Below are 17,609 nucleotides of genomic sequence, written 5' to 3' on the forward strand. Positions count from 1 at the left end.
ATTCAGAGTGCAACGAAGAATCTTAAGTCTTTGAAACTTCCACAGGCAATTTCTCAAGCAAACCACCTTCTGTGGCAACCACAGCAGCAGAAACTTCATTTGCAATGGTCAATGCCTTCTTCCAATCCATATCCAAACGTCTGCAAGCCATAATGGCACCAATATGGGAATCACCAGCACCGATGGTATCCACAACGTTTGCAACTGGCTTAGATGGTACAAAGATTTCGTTGGTTCCATCATAACAATAGGAGCCCTTTTCACCAAGGGTCACAACAACTGTGTTTTGTGTCAAAGCAAACAAAGCCTTAGCACCTGCTTCGTGGGATGTGGTGTGGGTATATGCCATAATTTCATCTTCATTGAGATGCAAAATAGGGTGCATTGCAAATATTCTGGCAACCAAATCCTGTGGCAATTCCATAATACGTGGACCTGAAGCAAAATAAATGGTGTAATCAGGGTGTTTCTCCAAGTAGTTTACAATTTCACCACCAGTGTATTCTTCAATTTCCAAACCACAGATGTAAACAGAATCAATGCTGTCTGTGTCAATGGTTTCCAAGTAGGATTCATAGAAAGTATACTCAATGCCATGATCCACAATGAAAGTACGTTCACCATCAGCTTCCACCATGCAATAGCAACAACCGTTTTCAGATTCTGGTCTGTGGATGTAGATGGGAACACCACGTTTTTTGAGATGGGTGTAGACGTAATCGCCATAAATACCACCACCAACAGCAGTACAAAGGCTGTAGGGAACTTGGAAATGACGCAAAATATCAGATGCCAAGAAAGCACAACCACCCAAAGAACGACTTTGTTTGGAAATATGCACATCTTCACCTGTTTTTGGTAGTTTTGGAATGTTGACAATGACATCCACAACTGTGGAGCCAATGACCAGTGTTTGTTTCATGAAATACCTTCTTTCTGTTATATGAATGCGGAATGGTCAAGACCATTCCCTACAAGTGTATCATATTTCTATTTTCGGTTTTATATGAATGGATTCTATATCCACCCGTTTGTTTTATTGATGCCACAAATCGATTTCGTAGGGAGCGATGCCCTCATCGCTCCGTTATTTTATTGACATCATCATTCAATTTTGTAGGGGTGGATTCCATATCCACCCGTTGCGTTATTGACACCATCATTGGATTTTGTAGGGGTGACGTTTCGTTACCCGTTAAACCCGTTTTTGATTTTTGTAGGGGTTGACATCCTCGACAACCCGTTTATTACAATTGCATATTGATGTTTCGTGGTAATTTCACATCGGTGTTTGGAATCGTTTTTGCAAAATCATAAATGTGGTGTCTGCTGTTGCAAACTTCACACTTGGGTCTTCTGCCAAATATGCTTCTCCACGAAACGTGGCAATGGTTCTACCTGTGGATAGGGCATACACACGAAATACCACTTTTTTGTCTGCTGGTATGGATTGCAAAAATGCAATGCTCAAATTGACGGTACAAATGATATGATCCTTTGCAAAACAATGACAAAGCAAGCCGAATGCTGTGTCAAAAGCAGTGGTCACAAGTCCTGTGTGCCATGTACCATCGGGATGCAACTGCCAATCCTCCACCAAAAATGTGAAAGAAGCCTCTTTCTTTGCCAAATCACAAGCGTATAACTTGGGTTTTGTCAGTGACAAAGCACCAGATTGCATCATGGGATTGTTTGGATTTTCCAGTTGATGGAACCATGTTTCCATGTCCTCTTGTGTGGAAATGTTGTCTAAAGTAACCATAAAAACCACCTTTCTATTGGGAAATGGCATCTGTTTCCAAGGAGAAAATCCCAGAAGCAGAAGATGCCAAGCTGTTTGTGTCAGCAAAATAAGCACCACCGTGAAAGAAAATTTGATTGGTTTGTGCTGTGATTTTGACGGTAACATGGATGGTTTTGCCAATTGTAATTGGCTTTTGGTATGCTGTTTCAGCAGAAATCAATGCTACTTTTTTACCATTCGTGAAATATAACCCCAACAATTCCATGGTAAATTGAATTGCGGTTGCAGTCAGTCCACCATGCATACTTTTGTGTGGGTTCAATTGCCAATCCATAACAGAATAGGCAAGTGTTACTGTTTTGGTTTGTAGATCACAAGAAACGAATGTGGGTTGGAATTTGGCACCAATACCCTTGTTGCAATATGGGGAATTTGGTGCTGTCATTTCCAAAAACCATTTTTCCATGTGTGATTGAGATGATTGTGTGTTCATGGGAATTCCTTTCTATATGTAAATGTAATTTTTATTTATGTGGATTCATGACGGTATGCATACAATGCATCCCCTACAATTGCAATATTCACGTATTCTGTCATTCTGTAAGGGCTGCCCTCATCGTCAAAGATATGGCGGTCACACGAAGTGTGATTTTGCTTGCAAAATGATGACACTATGTGGCTGCCCGTAAAGTGACGAAGAATCTTTGATTTTTGTGGCAATTCATGACGGTATGCATACAATGCATCCCCTACGATTGCAATATTTACGTAATTTGTCATTCTGTAGGCTTTGTCTACTCTTTATTATGACTGGAAAATGGTCATTTGAAAAGAGGATTTTTCATATTTATAGAAAAAGAGGTGTTTTTGGAGGTGTGACCATATGGAAGGCTTTTTTACTTTGGTGGGTCAAATTTTTGTAATCCTTTGCATCCAGTCGCTTTTGGAGTCTATGGTAAACACCAAAAAGCAAGCACACATCCAAAAAATCATTGGTGTGGGATGCTATGTAGCCACTTTGGTGGTTGTGGTGCAATTCATGGAAAAATATTTGATGGAGGTAATGAAAGCGGTGATGCAAATGATGTAGAAAGAAAAAATTCGATTAATTTGGAAAAATGATTGACAAGATAGGATATGTATGTTATTATCTAATTCGTGGCGTATTCATATGCTACTGATTCAATTTCATATGCCGATGTGGCTCAATTGGCAGAGCAGCTGACTTGTAATCAGCAGGTTATCGGTTCGAGTCCGATCATCGGCTTTGATTTTTTAATCAAGGTAAACAAGGTTATTTTTTCTTTATGTTTGAAGAGTTGAAAATGATTACACTGATTAAGGTAAATTTTTTTCTTTCGTCTTTGACTACAGAAAAAACCGTTTCATCATTTTGCATTCGCATCCTCTTTGGTCACTATGTGCCCTTGGTCGGAAGCTCATAAACGCAAAATGATTACACTATTGGGGTGGATTCCCGAGCGGCCAAAGGGGGCAGACTGTAAATCTGTTGCGATAGCTTCGAAGGTTCGAATCCTTCTCCGCCCATTTTATTACCTTTTAAAACTGAATCAAATTTTTATTGCCGCGGAGTGGAGCAGCCCGGTAGCTCGTTGGGCTCATAACCCAAAGGTCATCAGTTCAAATCTGGTCTCCGCAACTCAAAAACCAATCTCAATTTACGAGGTTGGTTTTTTTCATACAAACATAAAGTGATACTGCAAAACTTTAGTGGTTTATTTTGCAATGAAGAGCATCAGAAAAATAGGAGGATAGTATGGATCGTGGAAATTTGAAACGCATGGCAAAAGAACAAATCAAAGGTAACATCGGTATGTTATTTGTGTGTAGTTTGTTGATGTGGTTGTGTTTGGCAGCGGTGGAATTGGTGCCTGTTTTGGGTATAGTCATCTCAGCATTGGTGACACCAGCTTTATCCATTGGAACAATGTTGATTTATCTCAGATTGGCAGAAGGTGAGCCGGTTCGCCTTGAAACATTGATGGAAAGATTTTCTATTTTCTGGAAATGCTTTGTCACTGCATTTTTGACGGTGCTCTATTGTTTTCTTTGGAGTTTGCTGTTTGTCATACCAGGAATCATCAAAAGCTATTCCTATTTTATGGTATATTTCATTCTTGCAGAGCATCCAGAATATTCTGCAAGCCAAGTCATCCAAGAAAGCAAACGTATGATGGATGGTCACAAAATGGAACTGTTTGTGCTTCATCTCACATTCATCCCTTGGACTTTGTTGATGATTGTGACATTTGGGATTGCTGGAATTTACGCCATTCCATATATAAATGCAACCACAGCCAATTTCTACAATGGAATCAAACCACAGGCGATTGTGGAGCCAGCCTTAACAGAATTTGCATAAAAAATAAGAGAGCATTTCTACAGATATGAGTGGAAATGTTCTCTTTTGTATTTTGGGTATGACTGGATGGGAAACCCATCCCCTACAAGAATATCGAAGGTATTGAGGTTTTGATGCAACGTCAAGCATTTGATGAATGGGAAACATCTTTTATGAATCCAATGTAGGGGTGATTCCATATCCACCCTTAGATGCTTTAAGATGTTTTTTTACCAATCTTCAACTGTGACAAAATCACACCCACAAACACCACCAAACCGCCAATGAGCACACGCCAAGTAAAGGCTTCACCAAAGAGCATAATGGAAAAGACAAAGGCAAATACGCTTTCTGTGGAGACCAAAATAGCAGCGTGGCTATCGGAGGTATATTTCTGTGCAAAGTTTTGCAAGGTATAAGCGACTGTTGTATTGATGATGGCAAGGTACAAAACGCCCAAAACCCCTTCTTTTGGGAATGCAGTTGGCATTTCTTCAAATAGCAAAGCAAACACCAAAGCCAACACACCTGTTGTCAAATAGGAGTAAAAGGAAATGGCAAATGGATTGTGTTTGGTGACAAAATAGCCAGTTGCCACAACCACAAGTGCATATGCAAAAGCACCCACCAAGGAAAGGGCATCACCCAATGCAATGGTAAAAGTGTCTGTCAAAGCGATGATACCAACACCAAAAATCACAATTAGACCAGATACAAGGGTTTGCAAACTTGGTTTTTTCTTAGAAACCAACCAAGAAAGCAGTGGAACAATGGCAACATACATTGCCAAAATAAAGGCTTGTTTGGAAGGTGTGGTATAACGCAGAGCAATGACTTGAAAGGGCAACATAAAGAACATAATGCTACCAATGACAACACCACCAACCAGTTCCCCTTTGCCAGCATGATGCACATGTCTACGAAACAGGAAATAGATGAGCACAGAAGCCAAGCAAAAACGCATTGCAATCAAATAAAAAGGTGTGAAATGCACCACTGCAATGTCAGCAGCAATAAACCCACCACCCCAAAACATGGCTGCAAAGAGCAAACATACATCTGCTATCAAAATTTGTTTCTTTTCGCTGTATTGTTCCATAAATATCTCCTACTATCTTTGTCTTTGGTGGATTGAAATGTATCAAAACTATATCATTTCTTTTGACAAAATACAAGATAAATTCTTTGAAATTTCCAAATATTTGCAGATGTGAAATAAATCCAAATAGAGAGTAATGATTTTATGGGATAACCCAATGACGAAGTGGTATCAAACGGGTCGATGAGGGCATCGACCCCTACGCTATTCTATGAATCCTTTTATTATGAATTGGGACATTAAAATCATCAGAAACATTGATTTTTCAAGGATTTAGGGGTACAATGCAACTAGAAAACACTTGTGTCCACTAGGAGGTTATCATATGAAAAAACTGTTATATCCCTTAATATTGATTTTGATTTGTTCTTGTTTTGGTTGTGGCAGCAAAGAAGAAACCACAGAAGTGGCAGATGCAACAGAAGAAAGCCCAATTCTACAGGTACAGATTTTGGATGATTTGCAAGCAGATTTCTACATAACAGATGCCTATTTTGCAGAAGGTGACACCGATTCCGAGTGGCAAATTTCCATGGACGAAGCCTTTACGGTTATGCTCAATTATGATGAAGATGATGATATAGGCAATCCTTCTTCCTATTTATACGCCCGTGAAAATTTATCAGAAGATAGCTACAGCTTATCCATTCTTGCTGATGTGGCGTATGAAGTTGTAGGCAATGATTTGTTGTTGCATGTGGATTTTGATGCTGGTTTGGAGTGGGATTGGGATGTGGATACGTCTGTTTATAGGGGATTCAGTTTCTATGAGGTGTCCAGCTATGACTTGTATATGAGGGAGCCTGTCAATGGACATACTTCTTATGTGTATGATGCTTCTGAAGTTGTGGTAGGTGGTTTTACAGCAGTGGAATATACAGGTTCCTTTGCTTATCCAGAAATTTTGCCACGTGTTCCAGAAGATGATATCTACTTCACACCACTTGGTGATGATTATGCCTATTATGTGGAAAGTCAGGAAGATATGCCAAGTTATACCACCGATAATTTACATGCATACCTCATTGATTTTGATGAAAACAGCAATGTTTCTCGTATGGTGTTACGTTCTCCAAATTACAATGGAAATATAGATGCTGATGGTGTTTGCACTGAATATTTCTACGAAGAAGTGGAGTTTGACAAATATATGTTGGAGGTAGATGCAATTGGTGGAGCAACCTTCATCACAGATAAAGAAGCATTGCGTACCTATTCCATGCAAAACTTTGTGTCTGGGTATATGTCCAAGCCAGAAATCAGTGAATTTTCCTTTGTTTGCAACAACGATGTGAATGATTTCCAATTGTTGGACTACTATACACCAGCAACAGATGACTATTTTGTTCAAGAATTCTTCTATTCCACAACACAAAGCATTTCTGCTGCACTCCATGCAATTGTTCTGGAATTTGATACAGATGGTTCTACCATGAATCGTGTTTCTCTTGCTATGTTGCCAGAAGAAAACAAAGAAGAAATTGCCATTGCAGATGCATATTGGATTACATTAGATGCTGAAAATCATGTGTACCAATATCCAAATAATACCTATATCTATGGGTTGGGTGTATCCAACCAATTCAAGCAATCCAAGCAAGTTTTGACACTGTCAATGGTCAATGGCAGCCAGCATGACAATTATGGTCAATCTATGGCACAAGGTGGTGGAGTGCAGGCTTTCTCCAAACCATATTTCACAGAGGATCAATTGGCACTCTACAACCAATCCATAGCGACTGGTGTTTGGGTGAATGCTTTGATTTTTGAAACCCATTATGATGATAAAATGACCTATACCATCCATGACAATGTAGACCCAAATGCTTACCAGAAGTGGATTATTGCCTATGAAGATGGAATTTCCTGTTCTTCCTACAATATCTATCAATTTTCAGGTGGCACTGCTTTTGATAATGCAGCTGGCTTGACTGGAAATAAAAAAGTCTATAATGAACGTGATTTGGTGTATCACCAAGATATCTACTTCAGCTACGATTCCAAGTATGGCTTGTCCAAAGAAGAAGTGGAAGCGGTGATGCAAGCAGAAGTGGATGAATATGGTTTATCTCTTGTCAGTATAGAAGAAGGTGGTGTGCCAGCCATTGCAACAGCAGACAACTACATCAAATGCGTACAAGTGCCATATCCAACAGAAGCAACATTGGCTTCTTTCGTTCCAGAAGATAGTACACCAACAGGCGATGGCATTTATGCTTCTGGAATTGCAGAATTTGATGGGGATGACTTGTATTTCACACCCCTGACAGACGATTGGGAAATTGAATTTGACCAGAAATATCCAGACAATGGGTATTTGTATTCCTATGATGATGATGGAAATATCATTCAGAAATTGGAACGTTATGTGACAGAAGCAGAGTTTCGTGTCAATTCAGGACCATCAGAAGTATTTGCACCAGAGGACTATGTGGAAGATACCTATATCAATGTAGGAAATGCCTATTATTTCAATCGCACATTTTCTTCCAGCAGAACATATGGCGGTTTTTCTACCAAACAAGGTAAAATCAAATACTTGGCAGAAAATTATGACCAGTATGACCATTATTTCTCAAAACCAGAGATTGATATGGAACAAAGTAGATTGGATATGTATTGCGATACCAGTGATTTCAAAACTTTGGAATATGCAACACCAACAACTGACGATTATCGCATTGCAGAGCAAAATATCACACCATCCATTTATTACAATCAAACAGATACCCTACGTTTCTTCTCCTGTGTTTGGGGAACCGTTGTTTCCTATGATACCAGTGGAACACCTGTGGATATCCAAAGAATTTACCTGTTTGATTCCGAATCGGAAGCCAAAGACTATACAACACTTATGGATCCAAAGACTGGAGAATGGATTTATATGGATGAACAATATGACAATTATGATCGCTATGGCAATATAGTTGTTATGAAAAATGAAGCCACTGTCAATTTGGATGAACAACAATGGTTTGATCCAGCACAAGAGGAGTATAGTAAATATGAAGCAGTGACCTATTTCGCTACATTTGATGGCTACCAAGATGCTGTCAGCCAAGATAATCCAGCAGTTTGGTTCTCCAAACCATATTTGACCGAGGAACAAATGTAAGAAGAATTTGATTTGTACCATAATATTGCAATGTAGGATTGCGGTTGATTCGTGAATCAACCCTACAGGCGATTGGGTTTGCATGTGTTTTGTATGATTTGAATGTTTTGGTTTGTAGGGGTGGATTCGATATCCACCCTTTTTCATGGAATGGAAATGATTTGATATGGGATGTTTTGTGCAATACATTCTTTGATGACAAATCCAGTACCTTTGCTCTTTCCATCCCAAAATGCAAGTACCATATCCGCATATGCAATGATTTGTAAATTTCTTTTTAGGGGAGCACCACGTTTGTATGTTTTATAATCTGGTAAAAATTCTACACAAGGAATGTTGTTTGCCTGTGCATAGGCTTTTGCAGAAGTATCCACACCTTTTGCACCACCAGATACAATTTCTGTTACATTTTCTGGTAGATAGTCCCCTAGATTGTCCCCTAGATTGTCTATGGTTAGTGTTCTGGAACCAATAATTGCTATTTTCATATCATCACCTCATGGTATATTTTAGTATCATACTCTTTCTATAATAGGTCAAAATCACCCTAATTACAATAGGGTAATTTGCCATAATATTATAGAGGTGATATTATGAGTAGGTTGCGTGCACTACGGAAAGAAAAAGGATATACACAAATCAAAATGCAATTATTGACTGGAATAGACCAAAGTGACTATTCTAAAATTGAAAATGGAAAACGATATTTAACTTTTGAACAATGTCAAAAAATTGCAGTGGTATTGGATACCAGCATGGATTATCTGGCTGGCTTGACAGATGAAAAGAAACCATATCCAAGAAAGAAATAAGGTTTTGTAGGGGCACCTGCTCACCCGTTGCAATGTAGGATTGCGGTTGATTCGTGAATCAACCCTACAGGATTTGTACCACAATATTTTGTAGGGGCGTACCTATGTGTGCGCCCGTTGGTTTACCATATCAAAATCACACCAACCATTTTCATTCCCATATAAAAAAGCGATACCAGCATTTAGGTATCGCTTTTGCTTTTATCTTTTGCTTTTATCTTTTGCTTTTATAATCGGGTCAAGCGTCGCACGCTTGCAGGTGTGGACAGAGTCCACGGTCTTAATCTTTTGATCTTGACTTTATTATTTCACAACTTCAATTTTGGATTTGCCACCCATATAAGGTCTCAAAGCTTCTGGAATCAATACAGAACCATCAGCTTGCAAATTGTTTTCCAAGAACGCAATCAACATACGTGGTGGTGCTGCTACTGTGTTGTTGAGAGTATGAGCGAAGTATTTGCTGCCATCATTGCCTGTTACACGGATACCCAAACGTCTTGCTTGTGCATCGCCAAGGTTGGAACAGCTACCGATTTCGAAGTATTTCTTTTGTCTTGGAGACCATGCTTCTACGTCAACAGATTTCACTTTGAGGTCAGCCAAGTCACCAGAACAACATTCCAAAGTACGTACAGGAATATCCATTGTACGGAACAACGCAACTGTGTTTTCCCAAAGTTTGTCATACCATTTAGGGCTTTCTTCAGGTGTACAAACAACAATCATTTCTTGTTTTTCAAATTGGTGAATACGATATACACCACGTTCTTCAATACCATGCGCACCTTTTTCTTTACGGAAACATGGGGAATAGCTGGTCAATGTTTGTGGCAAATCAGCTTCTTTGTTCATGGTGTCAATGAATTTACCAATCATGGAATGTTCGCTTGTACCAATGAGGTAAAGGTCTTCACCTTCAATTTTGTACATCATAGCATCCATTTCCGCAAAACTCATAACGCCTGTTACAACGTTGCTACGAATCATGTATGGAGGAATGCAGTAAGTGAAGCCTTTGTCAATCATGAAATCACGTGCATAGGACAAAATGCCAGAATGCAAACGAGCAATATCACCCATCAAATAGTAGAAACCATTGCCAGCTACTTTACGAGCAGCATCAAGGTCAATACCATTGAAACGTTCCATAATGTCTGTGTGGTATGGGATTTCAAAATCAGGCACAACTGGTTCGCCATATTTTTGTACTTCCACGTTTTCACTGTCATCTTTGCCAATTGGCACAGATGGATCGATGATATTTGGAATGGTCATCATAATCACTTTGATGCGTTCTTCTACTTCTTTTTCTTTTTCTGTGAGCTCGTCTACACGAGCAGATTCAGCTGCAATGGTCGCTTTGATTTCTTCAGCAGCTTCTTTTTCACCTTTTGCCATCAAACCACCGATTTGTTTGGACAATTTGTTTCTTTGGGAACGCAATGCTTCCACTTCTTGTTTGATGGTTCTGTTTTCGATGTCCAAAGCCAAAACTTCGTCTACCAATGGCAATTTACCATCTTGGAATTTGTTTTTGATGTTTTGACGTACTACATCAGGGTTTTCTCTTACAAATTTGATGTCTAACATGATTTTCCTCCTAGATATATGTTTGTTATTTGATTACAGGTTGTTTGTTTTGGAATACGACAAAGATTCTTCGTCATTTCATTCCTCTGAATGACAAATACAGAAGCATACGTTATGGTCTTGTAGGGGCTACGTTTCGTCGCCCGTTGGTTTTCAGAACGAATGTCACAAAGATTCTTCGTCATTGCATTCCTCTGAATGACAAATACAGAAGCGTACGTTATGGTCTTGTAGGGGCTACGTTTCGTCGCCCGTTGGTTTTGGCTTTTCAGTCTTTCACCATTCACTCTTAGTCCTTAGTCTTATTTTGTAACACAAAATAAAAAAACCCTCGTCACTTCGTCATCATAACAAAGGGACGAGAGTCATATCTCCCGTGTTGCCACCCAAATTGCACATGGATTTACCATATACCACTCAAACAGCGATATAGGGCTTACCCTTTCGATTTTCATCGACTGCTCAAAAAGTGGAAAGTTTTCTCATCTCCATCGGTTCACACCAACCACCGATTCTCTGTAGAAGTTTGAAAACGTAGCTTTTATCTGGACATAGTCCACGCTTTTCAGATATAGTATACCCACAATGTTTGAGAATTGCAAGGGTTTTTTATCAATCATCCTCAAAATTCAAAAATTTATAGGGTGGAACGTCCAAAACATCTGCAATGTCAAATAGGGTATCCAAAGAAATAGCAGTTACAATATTGGGTGCTTCTGCTTGTCCCAAAAAGGAAAGTGTTTTGTCAATTTGTTCTGCCAGTTGCTCTTGTGTCAACCCTCGTAACTTACGATAATAAGAAATTTTCAGTCCTAGTTTAATGTATCTATCTGCATGTTCGAATTTCATATACTCACCTCTACACAAAGTGTAACAGTTTTACTTGTGCATTCAGACCCATTCATATATAATAAATATATACTGACACTATATAAATCATGTATGTGATATATAAAAACTAAAATTAAACAGATTGATATTCATATGTAGGGACAACCCTTGCGGTTGTCCGTCTGCTAAATTGAGTGATTGCTTGAAATACGGACAGGGGCAAGCCCAGTCCCTACAGGGTGTTATTTGGTGTGTGATTTTTCATTGATAAGAATTCATTATGAGGAGGTTGTATTATGAAATTGGCAGTCATTGGTTCCAGAAGCTTGACTTTAGATATTTCGCCATATATTCCAGAAAATGTAACAGAAATCATTTCAGGTGGTGCAAAGGGAATTGATACCTGTGCAGAACAATACGCAGATGCACATAAAATTTCAAAACATATCATTTTACCGCAATATAATCGCTATAAACGAGGTGCTCCCATCAAACGCAATGAGGAAATGATTCAGTTGTGTGATATGGTGTTGGCATTTTGGGATGGTAAATCAAAGGGAACTGAAAGCAGCATTGCATACGCAAAAAAGATAGGAAAAGAAGTCCAAGTGATTATGGTTTAGAGGGAAATAAAAAACCCCTAACTTTCGCTAGGGATACAGCTTGTCAAAAAAGGTTGTCTTGTTATAAAATTGCACAAAATCAAGACCTTGGAGAACTTTTTTCTGTCGCGAAAAGTTCCCCAAACCCTTCAAAAACGCTCTTTTCAAGGCATTTAAGACCTTAAGGCGTTGCCTTAACAACCACCACCCTTTGAAAAGCGTGGACGTAAACTTTATTTAAAAACATTTTATATAAAGTTGATTTTCAACCACGAGCTTTTTGCAAAAGTGCCACAACTTCACCTTGTTTCAACACTTTACCATAGGATACCACCTTACCATCCACAACAAGAGCAGGTGTTGTCATAACGCCATAAGATGCAATGACAGAAAAATCTGTAATATGCTCAATGGTAGTGTCCATACCAAGTTCTTCCAATGCAGCAACAGTTGCAGCTTCCAATTGGTTGCATTTGGCACAACCGCCACCAAGTACTTTGACACTGGATTCTGCTTCTTTTGGAGCAGGTGTAGAAGGCTTGTTACAAGCACAAGGTGTTGCTTCTTTTTTTTGACCAAAACCAAATAATCCCATCTGTTTCTACCTCCATAATCTTGAAATCTTCTTTGTTTTATTATGTTTATTAAAACGGGTGGTCACATAGGACCACCCCTACAGTGTACTTGAAAAAGAGCTATCTTATATGAAAAAATGCTGTATGCCATTGAAGAAATAACCAACAACAATAATACCCACTGCACAAATTGCGATGAAAGCACCCAACAATTTCGGTTTGACTGCTTTACGCAACATAATCATAGATGGCAAACTGAGGGTGGTAACAGCCATCATAAAACTCAAAATGGTACCCAACTGTGCACCTTTTCCAAGAAGTGCTTCTGCAACTGGAATGGTACCGAAAATATCAGCATACATAGGCACACCCACAATGGTCGCCATAATGACACCAAATGGATTGTTGCTACCCAAAACAGATACAATGACATGTTCTGGGATCCAGTTGTGAATCAAAGCACCGATACCAACACCAACCAAAATATAAGGGAATACCTTTTTGAAGGTTGCCACAACTTGCTCTTTGGCAAAGATGACACGATCTCGTTTGGATAGTTCTTCAGACTCGATATCCACGCTGCCAGCATTCAAAATGAATTCCTCCACATATGCTTCCATCCCTAGACGATCCAATAAAGTACCGCCAACAACTGCAATGAGCAAACCTAAAATCACATAAACCACAGCCACTGGCAAACCAAAAATACTCATCAGCAATACAAGTGACCCCAAATCCACCATTGGTGATGAAATTAAGAAACTAAAGGTTACACCAATTGGCAAACCAGCACTTGTAAATCCCATGAACAATGGAATAGAAGAGCAGGAACAAAATGGCGTTACAGTACCAAGCAATGCAGAAACCACATTTGCACCAATCCCGTGAAATTTGGACAGGATTTTCTTGCTGCGTTCTGGTGGAAAGAAACTTTGGATGTAGGACACCATAAAAATCAAAGTACAGAGCAAAATGGTAATTTTGATGACATCATATACGAAAAAATGTACGCTACCACCAATGGCAGTGTGGATATCCAGTCCAATGGCTCCCAAACCAGTACCAATGGAGGTGTTCAGCCAAGACATCCCTAAAATTTGGTTTTGGAAGAAATCCCAACCTGTTTGTATTGCTTCCATAATAGAAGTCCTCCTTCTGTGAAATCAAATAAATTTGATGTGTTGTTTGCAATAAAACCCATATATCCAACCAATGAAATTTGTATACGCACTTGTAGGGGCGATTCACGAATCGACCGCCAAACCACAACCTAAAATTTCGTAGTCAATTCATTGAGCAAATCAATGGCATTTTTTCTACCCAATTCACTGATTTGATAGTGTGTCCATTTGCCAACAGACCAGCTTTCCACCAACCCAGATTCGCATAATATTTTCATATGATAGGATAGCTTGGATTGTGCAATATCCAAATCTTCGGAAATGGTACAGGCGCACTTTTCGCCAGTTTGTAATAAATTTATGATGGAAACTCGGTTCTCATCACATAAAGCCTTAAAGACCTTTGCAACGTCTGCTGCATCGTGCATGGTATCACCTCAAATCAAAAATATTTTATGTGAGTAGTATATACCCAAAGAATCTAGGTGTCAATATCAAATCAAAAATATTTGTTTTGAAAATTTTGTTAGAGGTGGGTTTTGCGCAACAAAAAAAGGGCAGTTACCCGCCCGATGTCATTAAGTTAAGTCTTAATGACGACTAATGACTAAGGGTGAAGGATGAAAGACTAGAAAAATCGATACAAAAATAGTCATTCACCATTCACTTTTAGTTTTTAGCCATCATTTCGGTGAGAAATTTTCTGAACGAAATGATATTAGTTACCTACCCTTTGGTTTGTAGTCATATTTTATTTACGCAAATCATCCAACAATTGTGTTTTACCTTCTGTCTTTTCATCTTTCATTTTGACGATTTTCGCAGGAGAACCAGCCACAACAGCACCAGCAGGAACGTCTTCTGTTACAACAGCGCCAGCAGCTACAACAGCATTTGCGCCTACACGAACACCTTCCAAAACAACAGCATTTGCACCAACCAAAACACCATCTTCAATGATAACAGGTGTTGCACTAGGTGGTTCCAAAACGCCAGCCAAAACAGCACCAGCACCGATATGCGCATTTTTGCCAACAGTAGCACGAGCACCCAAAACAGCACCCATATCGATCATAGTACCTTCACCGATTTCAGCACCGATGTTGATGACAGCACCCATCATAATGACAGCGCTTTTGCCAATTGCAACACGATCACGAATGGTGCAACCAGGTTCGATTCTAGCATCCACTTTTGTAATATCAAGCATTGGAACTGCGGAGTTTCTTCTGTCGTTTTCTGTGTAGAAATCAACGATTTTATCTTTGCAATCTGCCAAAATGGATTCCACCAATTCACAGTCGCCGATCAAAATCCAGAAGTTACCTTCTCCAAAAACTTTCACGCCTTCTTTGGAAACACCAGATAAATCACCTTGTACAAAAGCTTTCATAGGTGTTGCTTTCTTTGCATCCTTGATGAATTTTGCAATTTCATAAGGGTTTGTCATATCATAATTCATAGTATAATCTCCTTTTGGTTTATTGTATTCATTTTGACTACATTATATTGATTATAACGGATTTTTTTATATTTTCCAAGGCAAATTTGAAAAAATGTGGTAAAATGATAGTGGACGTTGCCCACTAGGCTAAAAACTAATGGTGAATGGTGAATGACTGAAAAGATAAGATTCATCTGAATGACACAGCTTCAGTATGAAAATCATGCCAATAGCATTGCGGTTTTGTCATCCTGAGCTTGTCGAAGGATCTTAGTTTTTTAGATTCTTCGTCACATTGTTCCTCTGAATGACAGAAGAGCAGTATGGAAGTTGTGCCAATAGCATTGCGGTTTTGTCATCCTGAGCTTGTCGAAGGATCTTAGTTTTTTAGATTCTTCGTCACATTGTTCCTCTGAATGACAGAAGAGCAGTATGGAAGTTGTGCCAATAGCATTGCGGTTTTGTCATCCTGAGCTTGTCGAAGGATCTTAGTTTTTTAGATTCTTCGTCACATTGTTCCTCTGAATGACAGAAGAGCAGTATGGAAGTTGTGCCAATAGCATTGCGGTTTTGTCATCCTGAGCCTGTCGAAGGATCTTAGGTTTTAGATTCTTTGTTATTATGGAACATGCTTTAGAATGATAGGAGAAACATCGCAATCAATCATCAGAATATATAAAAATATAGGGTCAAGGGAATGATTCCCTTGCAGGGATTGGGACAGCGTCCCAAGGTCTTAGGAGGTTAGTATGAAAACGTTTATCGCAAATATGGCAAGTGAACTGAAAACCTTGCGTCGTGAACTCCATAAAATTCCAGAATCGGGGCTCAAAGAATATAAAACCACGGATTTCATTGAGAAAACCTTGGCTTCCTACGGGGTTACAGATGTGAAACGTGTGTTGGAAACAGGCGTTGTGGCTCGCATCAAAGGTCAAGATAAAAAGCCAACTGTGGCATTTCGTGCAGATATCGACGCTTTGAGCGTGGAAGAACCAGAAAAAGAATACGCATCTACACACAAAGGGATGATGCATGCCTGTGGTCACGATGGACATACCACCATTTTGTTGGGATTTGCAAAATATTTGATGTCATTGGAAGAACCACCCCTTGGCGATGTGGTTTTAATATTCCAACCAGCAGAAGAAGGTCCTGGTGGCGCTGAATTGTTGGTGAAAGCAGGCGTTTTGGAGGAATATGGCATTACAAAAATCATTGGCTGCCATATGTTCCCAGATGTGGAACAAGGAAAAATTGCTTGTAAATCAGGTGCTTTGATGGCAAGAAATGGCGAAGTATATATCAAAATTTATGGCAAAAGTGCCCATGGTGCACAACCACAATTGGGTGCAGATGCCATTGTGGCTGCTGGCGCTGTGATCGGTGCAGTGCAAAGTATTTTGGCTAGAAACGTGTCACCTTTGGATAGCGGTGTCTTGACTTTGGGTAAAATTTCTGGTGGCGAAGCTTGTAATATCATTGCAAAAGAAGTTGCAATTGATGGTACTATGCGTGCTTTTTCTGATGAAGCCTATGAGATTATGACCAAACGTCTGGAAGAAGTGGTTTCGTCTGTTGCAGCTGCATATGGCTGTGTGGGTGAAGTGGAATTCAACCATATGTATCGTGTGGTTATGAACGATAAAGAATTGGTGGATATCTTGGAAGATGTGGCTGGCGATTGCTACCAAGAAAGCCCAGCTTATATGTTGGCAGAAGATTTTTCCTTCTATCAACAAGAGATTCCAGGTATTTTCTTCTTTGTGGGTACTAGAAATGAGGATTTGGGCTTTGTTTGCCCGTTGCATAATGCGGGATTTGATTTTGATGAAAATGTACTTTGCTTGGCAGTTGAAATCTACGCTGGTATGTTGGAGCAAATGTAAAAAAATGAGGAGCTTGTCGATGGTGACAGGCTCCTTTTTGTGTGGGCTATTTCATACGATGTAAATACTTTTCTCTTGTGGCAAGTCCACCACGAATGTGACGCTCTGCTTTGTTTACCTCAAGGACTTTGCGGACTTCTAGGGCAAGATCTGGGTCTATGCGCTGCATGTGGTCAGTGATGTCTTTGTGTACTGTGGATTTTGAAATCCCAAACTTCTTCGCCGTTTCCCTAACTGTCGCATTGCTTCCTATCATAAATTTCGCCACTTCAATGGCACGTTCTTCAATGTATGTTTTCAATCTGAACAACTCCTGCATATTTGCTTGTAGATAGTATATGCGGGTGGGGTTGGGAGTAGTACATCAAAAAAGAAGCTACCGAATAGGCAACTTCTTCTTGATTCTGTTTTATAAGTATTCT

General features: G+C 39.4%; 18 protein-coding genes and 3 tRNA genes. 9 read left to right on the top strand and 12 right to left on the bottom strand.

Annotated features, from left to right (window positions below):
- Positions 1 to 22: 22 nt before the first annotated feature.
- From MJY40_RS00545 to MJY40_RS00555, 3 genes are all read right to left on the bottom strand, one after another.
- Entirely contained in the window at positions 23 to 922 is a 900-nt protein-coding gene (locus MJY40_RS00545; protein WP_317855148.1) for a carbohydrate kinase family protein, read from the bottom strand.
- A gap of 357 nt (positions 923 to 1,279) precedes the next feature.
- Positions 1,280 to 1,762: a PaaI family thioesterase gene (locus MJY40_RS00550; RefSeq protein WP_317855149.1), complete on the bottom strand. Its 483-nt coding sequence runs from the start codon at positions 1,760 to 1,762 to the stop codon at positions 1,280 to 1,282.
- A gap of 13 nt (positions 1,763 to 1,775) precedes the next feature.
- Entirely contained in the window at positions 1,776 to 2,237 is a 462-nt protein-coding gene (locus tag MJY40_RS00555) for a hotdog fold domain-containing protein (protein ID WP_317855150.1), read from the bottom strand.
- 390 nt (positions 2,238 to 2,627) lie between these two features.
- Here MJY40_RS00555 and MJY40_RS00560 point away from each other — a divergent pair, with 390 nt between their 5' ends.
- From MJY40_RS00560 to MJY40_RS00580, 5 genes are all read left to right on the top strand, one after another.
- Positions 2,628 to 2,834, top strand: coding sequence for a hypothetical protein (locus MJY40_RS00560; protein ID WP_317855151.1), 207 nt, complete (start codon positions 2,628 to 2,630; stop codon positions 2,832 to 2,834).
- Between the two features lie 104 nt (positions 2,835 to 2,938).
- Positions 2,939 to 3,011: transfer RNA gene (locus tag MJY40_RS00565), tRNA-Thr, on the top strand.
- Positions 3,012 to 3,211: 200 nt separating this feature from the next.
- A tRNA-Tyr gene (locus tag MJY40_RS00570) sits at positions 3,212 to 3,292 on the top strand.
- A gap of 38 nt (positions 3,293 to 3,330) precedes the next feature.
- Positions 3,331 to 3,404, top strand: a tRNA-Met gene (locus tag MJY40_RS00575).
- Positions 3,405 to 3,521: 117 nt separating this feature from the next.
- Entirely contained in the window at positions 3,522 to 4,127 is a 606-nt protein-coding gene (locus MJY40_RS00580) for a DUF975 family protein (protein ID WP_317855152.1), read from the top strand.
- Between the two features lie 196 nt (positions 4,128 to 4,323).
- Here the strand turns inward: MJY40_RS00580 and MJY40_RS00585 are convergent, their stop codons facing one another.
- Positions 4,324 to 5,205: a DMT family transporter gene (locus MJY40_RS00585; protein WP_317855153.1), complete on the bottom strand. Its 882-nt coding sequence runs from the start codon at positions 5,203 to 5,205 to the stop codon at positions 4,324 to 4,326.
- Between the two features lie 325 nt (positions 5,206 to 5,530).
- Here MJY40_RS00585 and MJY40_RS00590 point away from each other — a divergent pair, with 325 nt between their 5' ends.
- A complete protein-coding gene (locus MJY40_RS00590) occupies positions 5,531 to 8,320 on the top strand; it encodes a hypothetical protein (RefSeq protein WP_317855154.1) in 2,790 nt (929 codons plus the stop codon).
- A 143-nt stretch (positions 8,321 to 8,463) separates the two neighbouring features.
- On the opposite strand, the gene MJY40_RS00595 is transcribed toward MJY40_RS00590, so the two are convergent.
- Positions 8,464 to 8,808, bottom strand: a complete 345-nt coding sequence (locus tag MJY40_RS00595; RefSeq protein WP_317855155.1) for an SLOG family protein — start codon at positions 8,806 to 8,808, stop codon at positions 8,464 to 8,466.
- Positions 8,809 to 8,913: 105 nt separating this feature from the next.
- Between MJY40_RS00595 and MJY40_RS00600 the strand changes: the two genes are divergently transcribed.
- Entirely contained in the window at positions 8,914 to 9,132 is a 219-nt protein-coding gene (locus MJY40_RS00600) for a helix-turn-helix domain-containing protein (RefSeq protein WP_317855156.1), read from the top strand.
- A 303-nt stretch (positions 9,133 to 9,435) separates the two neighbouring features.
- Here MJY40_RS00600 and serS read toward each other — a convergent pair whose 3' ends face one another.
- Together serS and MJY40_RS00610 are read right to left on the bottom strand one after the other, a co-directional pair.
- Entirely contained in the window at positions 9,436 to 10,725 is a 1,290-nt protein-coding gene (gene serS, locus MJY40_RS00605; RefSeq protein WP_317855157.1) for a serine--tRNA ligase, read from the bottom strand.
- Positions 10,726 to 11,337: 612 nt separating this feature from the next.
- Complete coding sequence (locus tag MJY40_RS00610; RefSeq protein WP_317855158.1) at positions 11,338 to 11,574, bottom strand: helix-turn-helix domain-containing protein; 237 nt, start codon at positions 11,572 to 11,574, stop codon at positions 11,338 to 11,340.
- Between the two features lie 278 nt (positions 11,575 to 11,852).
- Between MJY40_RS00610 and MJY40_RS00615 the strand changes: the two genes are divergently transcribed.
- On the top strand, positions 11,853 to 12,179 hold the full coding sequence (locus tag MJY40_RS00615) for a hypothetical protein (protein ID WP_317855159.1): 327 nt from the start codon (positions 11,853 to 11,855) through the stop codon (positions 12,177 to 12,179).
- A 244-nt stretch (positions 12,180 to 12,423) separates the two neighbouring features.
- Here the strand turns inward: MJY40_RS00615 and MJY40_RS00620 are convergent, their stop codons facing one another.
- The 4 genes from MJY40_RS00620 to dapD form a co-directional block, all read right to left on the bottom strand.
- Entirely contained in the window at positions 12,424 to 12,753 is a 330-nt protein-coding gene (locus tag MJY40_RS00620) for a thioredoxin family protein (RefSeq protein ID WP_317855160.1), read from the bottom strand.
- A 105-nt stretch (positions 12,754 to 12,858) separates the two neighbouring features.
- On the bottom strand, positions 12,859 to 13,872 hold the full coding sequence (locus MJY40_RS00625; protein ID WP_317855161.1) for a permease: 1,014 nt from the start codon (positions 13,870 to 13,872) through the stop codon (positions 12,859 to 12,861).
- A 131-nt stretch (positions 13,873 to 14,003) separates the two neighbouring features.
- Positions 14,004 to 14,282, bottom strand: a complete 279-nt coding sequence (locus MJY40_RS00630; protein ID WP_317855162.1) for an ArsR/SmtB family transcription factor — start codon at positions 14,280 to 14,282, stop codon at positions 14,004 to 14,006.
- A gap of 323 nt (positions 14,283 to 14,605) precedes the next feature.
- Entirely contained in the window at positions 14,606 to 15,316 is a 711-nt protein-coding gene (dapD, locus tag MJY40_RS00635; protein WP_317855163.1) for a 2,3,4,5-tetrahydropyridine-2,6-dicarboxylate N-acetyltransferase, read from the bottom strand.
- 731 nt (positions 15,317 to 16,047) lie between these two features.
- Here dapD and MJY40_RS00640 point away from each other — a divergent pair.
- Positions 16,048 to 17,187 carry a M20 metallopeptidase family protein gene (locus MJY40_RS00640; protein WP_317855164.1) on the top strand — a complete coding sequence of 380 codons (1,140 nt, stop codon included), beginning with the start codon at positions 16,048 to 16,050 and terminating at the stop codon, positions 17,185 to 17,187.
- 46 nt (positions 17,188 to 17,233) lie between these two features.
- On the opposite strand, the gene spoIIID is transcribed toward MJY40_RS00640, so the two are convergent.
- The gene (gene spoIIID / locus MJY40_RS00645) at positions 17,234 to 17,488 is read right to left on the bottom strand and encodes a sporulation transcriptional regulator SpoIIID (protein WP_317855165.1); all 255 of its coding nucleotides are present in this window, start codon (positions 17,486 to 17,488) and stop codon (positions 17,234 to 17,236) included.
- Positions 17,489 to 17,609: the final 121 nt, after the last annotated feature.

Origin of the sequence: Chakrabartyella piscis, from assembly GCA_030067835.1 — a bacterium.
Lineage (GTDB): Bacteria > Bacillota > Clostridia > Lachnospirales > Anaerotignaceae > Chakrabartyella > Chakrabartyella piscis.